The 7,346-nt window shown below is 51.0% G+C and carries 6 protein-coding genes and 1 tRNA gene; all 7 read right to left on the bottom strand.

What is annotated here, in order from left to right; translation table 11 throughout:
* Positions 1–1,011 (bottom strand): tyrosine-type recombinase/integrase (locus tag OGY04_RS18980; RefSeq protein ID WP_286585646.1); only part of this gene is annotated, 1,011 nt, incomplete at its 3' end.
* A 164-nt stretch (positions 1,012–1,175) separates the two neighbouring features.
* Positions 1,176–1,251: transfer RNA gene (locus OGY04_RS18975), tRNA-Phe, on the bottom strand.
* A 152-nt stretch (positions 1,252–1,403) separates the two neighbouring features.
* Positions 1,404–1,979 (bottom strand): transcriptional regulator, encoded by a 576-nt coding sequence (locus tag OGY04_RS18970; RefSeq protein WP_008785982.1) that lies wholly within the window; start codon positions 1,977–1,979, stop codon positions 1,404–1,406.
* Between the two features lie 36 nt (positions 1,980–2,015).
* A complete protein-coding gene (locus tag OGY04_RS18965) occupies positions 2,016–3,725 on the bottom strand; it encodes a protein-disulfide reductase DsbD (protein WP_234692987.1) in 1,710 nt (569 codons plus the stop codon).
* Positions 3,701–4,048, bottom strand: a complete 348-nt coding sequence (gene cutA / locus OGY04_RS18960; protein ID WP_003025447.1) for a divalent cation tolerance protein CutA — start codon at positions 4,046–4,048, stop codon at positions 3,701–3,703. The genes OGY04_RS18965 and cutA overlap by 25 nt, the downstream gene beginning before the upstream one ends.
* Positions 4,049–4,176: 128 nt before the next feature.
* Positions 4,177–5,478 carry an anaerobic C4-dicarboxylate transporter DcuA gene (dcuA, locus tag OGY04_RS18955; RefSeq protein ID WP_003830670.1) on the bottom strand — a complete coding sequence of 434 codons (1,302 nt, stop codon included), beginning with the start codon at positions 5,476–5,478 and terminating at the stop codon, positions 4,177–4,179.
* A gap of 115 nt (positions 5,479–5,593) precedes the next feature.
* Positions 5,594–7,030 (bottom strand): aspartate ammonia-lyase, encoded by a 1,437-nt coding sequence (gene aspA, locus OGY04_RS18950; RefSeq protein ID WP_003830668.1) that lies wholly within the window; start codon positions 7,028–7,030, stop codon positions 5,594–5,596.
* Between the last annotated feature and the right edge of the window lie 316 nt (positions 7,031–7,346).

Here is a 7,346-nt window from a genome sequence, read left to right as displayed (position 1 = left end):
GTCCACCTGTGTGTCGTAACCCATCGTGCGCAGTGCCTTGTTGATGGTGTTCTCACTCATTGGCTTACGGGCATCGTGATCGCCGGGGAAGAGTAAATCCCCGTTGCCGGATAACAGTTTTAGCTGCTTCAGTACCGTTACCGCCTGTTTTGACAGCGGCACCAGATGCGGCGTTTTCATTTTTGCACCGCGTTCTGAGTAACGCACACCGGTGATGGGTTCCCGATTTGCAGGAAGTGTCCACATCGCATTATCCAGGTCGATCTCCGGCCAGCGGGCAAAACGTAATTCACTGGAGCGAATAAAAATCAGCAAATTAAGCTGTACCGCCAGCTTTGTCAGCAGTCTGCCTGAATAGCTTTCTATTCTTTCCAGTAGTTCCGGTAATTTTTCCAGCGGCAGGGCAGGGTAATGGTTTTTTGGTGGCGGGGCGATAGCGCCGCAGAGGTCATTGGCCGGGTTGCTTGTAATCAATCCTTCCTGTACGGCATAACGCATGATGACCGTGGTACGTTGCTGTATTCGTGCTGCTGTTTCCAGGCAACCTTTTTTCTCCGCTATCCGTAGCGGAATAAGCAGATCGGCAGTTTTCAGGTCAGTTACAAGGGCATTGCCGATGAGCGGGAAAATGTGCAACTCCAGTGACCTCAGGACTCTGGTGGCGTGTGCCTCACTCCAGCGAATGTTCGCGGCTACCCACTGACGGGAGACGGTCTCGAAGGTAATGCCGTTTTTTCTCGCCTGCTTGTCCTGCTGTTTCTTTACACCGGGATCGGCACCTGTGCTCAGTATTGTACGGGCTTCCTGGCGCAGTTTACGGGCCGTTGCCAGCGAGACAGTCGGGTAAGCGCCAAACGCCAGCTTTTTCTCTTTTCCGCCAAAGCGGTACTTAAGGTGCCAGAGTTTGGAACCGTTGGGTTTAATCAGCAGGTATAAACCTTGCGTGTCGCTGAGTTTGTAAGGTTTGTCGAGAGGTTTGGCGTGGCGGGTGGCGGTATCAGTCAGAGGCATTGTGGGGGCTCCGTAGTTTATCAAACCGGCAGGCCCCCAATTAAGCCCCCAAAAACTACGGATGTCAAAAAATCTGGCAGTACCTTGCGGTACTCCAGATTTTCATCAACTTACTGATTTTTCTATGTTCCCGGACGTATAGGAACGTCCCAAAACTAAAATAGTGGTGCCCGGACTCGGAATCGAACCAAGGACACGGGGATTTTCAATCCCCTGCTCTACCGACTGAGCTATCCGGGCAACGGGGCGCATTAAACCGTATTCACGTCTGTCAGTCAATCAAATTTCTGGAAACATTGTTCAACCGCTTAATATTGCGGCAATCTGCATGGTTATGCCTGAAGTTTGCACAAATCTTTCCGACAGAGGCGACGAAAACAGATAATGCTCGCTTAGGTCAGCGCACCACCCATTCGACACTGGGCAAAGCGCAGGATATCTTCAGCCAGGCGGTGTGCCGTTTCGACATCAGCATGGCTACGATTAACCAGCATGCGGCTCAGACAGCCTTCCAGCACCAGTTCCATCTGTTTGGCGACCATTGCCGGGTCGTCAACTTCCAGCGTCGTCAGCAGCTCATGGGTGAAGTCATGTGCCGCCTTTTTTTGCTGATCGGCTAACTGATGGATCGGATGCCCGGGATCGGGGTAAAACGTACAAGCGGCGATGAACAGACAGCCGGGATAGCGATTATTGCTCACGCATTCGGACAGCGCAGTGTAGCGCGCCAGTAATTTCTGCTCAGCGCTCAGTGTGTCATCCAGCAAAAGCTGACGCCGCCAGATATCCACCCGCTGGCTGAGGTAACGTAGCGCATCGTACAGAATGGCCTCTTTATCGGGCCAAAAGCGCTGCAGTTCATCCAGAGGATAATCGATGCGTTCGGCCACCATTTCCAGCGTGGTATTGGCTATCCCTTGCACCTCAAGTAATTTCAGGGCTTCTCCCAGGACATCTTCACGTTGCACGGTATTCTCCTCCGTATTTCCTGTTGCAAGTGTCGCTCACGGTTGGCGATCGCGCAAATGTGCGCTGAAGGTCGCGGCATCCATAAAGCCCGTAACCCGAGCTTCCGGGTGCTCTTTCCCCTCGGCATCAAAGAACAAGATAGTCGGCAAACCTAAAACCTGTAGATGTTTCAGGAGAGCGACATCCTGGGCATTGTTTGCTGTCACATCCGCCTGCAATAGCACCGTGTTGCCTAGCGCTTGCTGAACCTGCGGATTACTGAACGTGTACTTTTCAAATTCCTTACAGGCTACACACCAGTCGGCATACAGATCCAGCATGACTGGCCTGCCTTTAGCTTGCGCCAGTGCTTGATTTAACGCATCTACCGATGCCACCGGTGTGAAGTTAAGATGTGCCTGGGTTTGAGCATGTGGCGCGCCGAACGCCCAGTCTTGCAATGGACGTACACTGACAAGCGCTGCGGCTAACAGGACAATCTGCACGATACGCATCCAGGCGTGCTTTGCCTGTAGGCTGGTGATGAACGCCCAGCCAAAGAACGCGACGCCTAGTAGTGACCATAAGCGAACGCCCCACTCGTCGCCAACGATACGTTCGAGTAAGAAGACGGGAAGCGCCAGAATGACAAAGCCAAAAGCGGTTTTGACATGCTCCATCCATGGGCCACTTTTAGGCAGCAGGCGGTTGCCAAATACGGTAATCAGCATCAGGGGTAATCCCATCCCCAACGCATACAGATACAGTGTGCCGCCTCCCAGCCACATGTTCCCGCTCTGAGCGATATACAGCAAAATCGCGCTTAGCGGGGCCGTTGTGCAAGGAGAACAGATGAGGCCAGCAATCGCCCCCATCGCAAAGACGCTGCCGGGAGATCCGCCTTGCTGGCGGTTACTCATTAGCGTGAGGCGCGTTTGCAGTGATGAAGGCAGTTGCAGCGTGAACAAGCCAAACATCGACAGAGCCAGCAGCGTAAAGATGACGGCAAGGCCAAGCAGGACGTAGGGATGCTGAAGCGCAGCCTGGAACTGCAAACCGGCGGCTGCAACAACCAAACCCAGCGCGGTATAGGTGAGCGCCATCCCTTGAACGTAGATAAACGTCAGCAGCAGTGCCCGTCCGGTTGATAAGCGTTGCTTGCCACCCAGTACGATACCGGAAATCAACGGATACATCGGCAATACGCAAGGCGTAAACGCGATACCAATTCCGATCAGCAATGCCCACAGCGCGGAGAAGGGGAGTTGGGCCGTGGGCTGTGGTTTCTCTTGCGGATCTGCAGTGGCTGGGGCTGGCGCAGGGGCCGCCGCGGAACCAGCAGACACTTCACTTAATGGCACCGTTTTTGTTTCTGGCGGATAGCAAAATCCAGCGTCGGCGCAGCCCTGATATGTGATCGTTAATGTTGCGCCAGACTTAGCCTGATTGACCGTGATCGGGACAGTCAGCTGTTTACGGTAAATCTCACTTTTGCCGTAAAACTCATCTTCATGCCAGACGCCTGGCGGCAGTTTTACCTCAGCAATATCGGCCTGAGATGGCGTAATGCTTATCTGTTTGCGATACAGATAGTAGCCATCTTTAACCTGCCATGTGAGGTTAAGATCGTGTTGGTTTTGCTGAAAATCAAAAACAAACGCCCGATCGGCAGGAACAAACTGCGAGCGGCCAGGCGCGTCAAATAATCCGGCAAAGGTAGATGTGCTGCATAGCAGCAGGATCAGCGTAAGGATGCGTTGAGCCATGAGCGGTAATCAAAGTCTCCGTGAGTGACGGGTAAAACCAGAAGTTCAGGCGTTTGATATGGATGATGTGACTTCAGGCAATCGAGAAGGGCTTGCTGGTGTGTGACGGTGGTTTTTAAAATCATTTGGACTTCATATTCCTGTTCCAGTTTGCCTTCCCAATAGTAGAGGGAGGTCGCACCGGGTAGCAGGGTCACGCAAGCAGCCAGCTTTTCCGCCAGCACTTTGGCGGCGAGATCCTGGGCGGTTGCTTCATCCGGGGCGGTACAGAGCACCACAACGGTATCGGGGATGGAAATATCCTGACTCTTTACATCAAGCATAAACACCTCGAAAGAACAGAGTAACCAGCAAAAGAATGGTCACTATACAACGGACGAGGGAAGGATGTTAGTTAAAGCGGGGTGGGGAGGAGGAACTGCAGGGCGCCCAGGCACCCTGCAGGAAAAACTTACAGCATGAAGCTGCCCAGCAAGAAGCCGAAGCAGACAGCCAGAACCACACCCAGAGTACCCGGGATGAAGAACGGATGGTTAAAGACGAATTTACCAATGCGAGTTGTACCGGTGTCATCCATCTGAACTGCCGCAACCAGAGTTGGGTAGGTTGGCAGAATGAACAGGCCAGAAACCGCGGCGAAAGACGCAACAGCAGTCAGTGGGGAAACGTTCAGAGCCAGAGCCATCGGCATCAGTGCTTTAGCGGTTGCAGCCTGAGAGTACAGCAGTGCAGAAGCAAAGAAGAAGATGACAGCCAGCAGCCACGGATGACCCTGAATTACGCTACCTGCAGTATCTTTGATCCAGTCAATGTTGTGAGATACGAAGGTATCACCCAGCCATGCAACACCCAGGATACAAATACAGGCGCTCATACCGGCTTTGAAAGTGCTGGAGTTCAGGATGGAGTCAGTTTCAACGCGGCAGATGATCGTGGTCAGCGTCGCGATGCTCAGCATGATGATCAGGATTGCGTTGGTAGTGTTCATCAGCGGCTTAGCGACCAGACCGAGGCTTGGGCTGTTGACGATCGCATATACGACGACACAAACCACGCCCAGCAGGAACAACCAAACAGAAGTTTTTGCGCCCGCTTTGATTTCAACTTGTCTTTCACCACGCAGTTCAACCAGGCCTTCTTCCAGACGCTTACGATAAATCGGATCGTCAGACAGTTTGGAGTTGAACAGCGCAGTTACCAGGAAGGACATGACCAGAACAGCCAGCAGGGTGGACGGAATGACCACGGACAGCAGGTGAATGTAGCTGATGCCATGACCTTCCATTACGGAAGACATGTAAACCACGGCTGCGGAGATTGGAGAAGCCGTAATCGCAATCTGTGCAGAAACCACTGCAGTAGAGAGCGGACGGCAAGGTTTGATCCCTTGTTCTTTCGCAACTTCAGCGATAACTGGCAGCGTTGCCAGAGAGATGTTGCCGGTACCTGCGAAGATAGTCAGGAAATAGGTCACGATAGGTGCAAGGATCGTGATGTATTTCGGGTTTTTACGCAGCAGTTTTTCAGTTTGATGAACCAGATAGTCCAGACCACCTGCAATCTGCATAGCTGAAATGGCAGCGATAACCGCCATGATGATGGAAATAACATCGAACGGGATATTACCGGGTTTTACGCCGATAGCGGCGAGAACCAGAACACCCAGCCCACCTGCAAATCCAATACCGATACCCCCAAGTCTGGCACCTAAAAAGATTGCCAGCAAAACGATGATAAGTTCTAAAACTATCATATTAGCCTTCCTTGTTGTTTAACAAGTTGATATTAAATTGTTGTTTTTAAGTAACTTCGAGTAAGAAAAAAGGCACGTCATCATGACGTGCCTTCTCCGGTACTACCCTACACGATTACTGTTCGCTTTCATCAGTATAACGTTTTGCTTTATAAGCAGGGTGCATCAGGTTCTGTGCAGAGAAGATATCGTCCAGTTCAGACTCGGTCAACAGACCGCGCTCCAGGACAACTTCACGTACGCTCTTACCAGTTTCGGCACAAATTTTACCGACGATGTCGCCGTTGTGGTGACCAATGAACGGGTTGAGGTAAGTAACGATGCCGATGGAGTTGAATACAAACGCTTCACAGACTTCTTTGTTAGCAGTGATACCACTAACGCATTTTTCCAGCAGGTTGTAGCAAGCATTGCTCAGAATGTGAATGGATTCAAACATTGCCTGACCAATGACCGGTTCCATTACGTTCAGCTGCAGCTGACCAGCTTCAGATGCCATGGTTACAGTGATGTCGTTACCGATGACTTTGAAGCACACCTGGTTTACGACTTCCGGAACAACCGGGTTCACTTTAGCTGGCATGATAGAAGAACCAGCCTGCAGTTCCGGCAGGTTGATCTCGTTCAGACCCGCACGCGGACCAGAGGAGAGCAAACGCAGGTCGTTACAGATTTTGGACATCTTCACAGCCAGACGTTTCAGTGCGCCGTGCACCATAACGTATGCGCCACAGTCAGAAGTTGCTTCAATCAGGTCTTCTGCAGGAACACAGGCGAAGCCGGTGACTTCAGCCAGTTTCTGTACTGCCAGCGGAGAGTACTCTTTCGGCGTGTTCAGACCAGTACCGATTGCTGTCGCGCCGAGGTTAACTTCCAGCAGCAGCTCAGCGGTACGGCTAATGTTTTTCACTTCTTCTTTCAACAGTACGCTAAAAGCATGGAATTCCTGACCGAGGGTCATCGGTACAGCATCCTGCAGCTGGGTACGACCCATTTTCAGGATGTCCTGGAATTCAACAGCTTTTTTCTCGAAGCCTTCGCGCAGCTGGTTCAGTGCATCAACCAGTTTGATGATGGATGCGTATACAGCGATACGGAAGCCAGTTGGGTATGCGTCGTTGGTAGACTGACATTTGTTAACGTGGTCGTTCGGGTTCAGGTACTGATATTCACCTTTCTGGTGACCCATCAGTTCCAGACCGATATTGGCCAGAACTTCGTTGGTGTTCATGTTGACGGAGGTACCCGCACCACCCTGGTAAACGTCTACCGGGAACTGATCCATGCATTTTCCGTTATTCAGGACTTCATCACACGCCGCGATGATGGCATTTGCCACACTCTTAGGAATGGTTTGCAGCTCTTTGTTGGCCATAGCCGCTGCCTTTTTAACCATTACCATACCGCGAACAAATTCAGGAATATCGCTGATTTTGTTGTTGCTAATGTAGAAGTTTTCAATCGCTCTCAGAGTGTGGACACCGTAGTAGGCGTCCGCTGGAACTTCCCTGGTACCCAACAAGTCTTCTTCGATACGAATGTTGTTTAACATGTGAACCTTCTTTTTCAAGCTGCCAATGATTTGACTAAACACACAGGATATATGTGATTTCGATTGTTTCTCGACCGACGATTATCCCCTGCATCGGTCTGATACCCGAGATCATATGCTGGTTCAGGATTTCTACCGTAATCTGGATCACTTAAAGCGTGGAATTTACCCCTTATTTATTATTCTGTGAAATGGATCACCCCTTTGTGATTAACCCCAAATATTAGTGTACAAGCCACTTGAAATTTTGCTAACCACCACAATATCAAATCGATGCGATTAACATAATTTTTCGAACAGAAGTTGAACAAAACGG

The sequence above is a fragment of the Citrobacter sp. Cpo091 genome (genome assembly GCF_030332645.1).
Lineage (GTDB): Bacteria > Pseudomonadota > Gammaproteobacteria > Enterobacterales > Enterobacteriaceae > Citrobacter > Citrobacter portucalensis.
The sequence above is the reverse complement of the archived record's forward strand: the minus strand, read 5'-3'. Positions and strand labels throughout refer to the sequence as shown.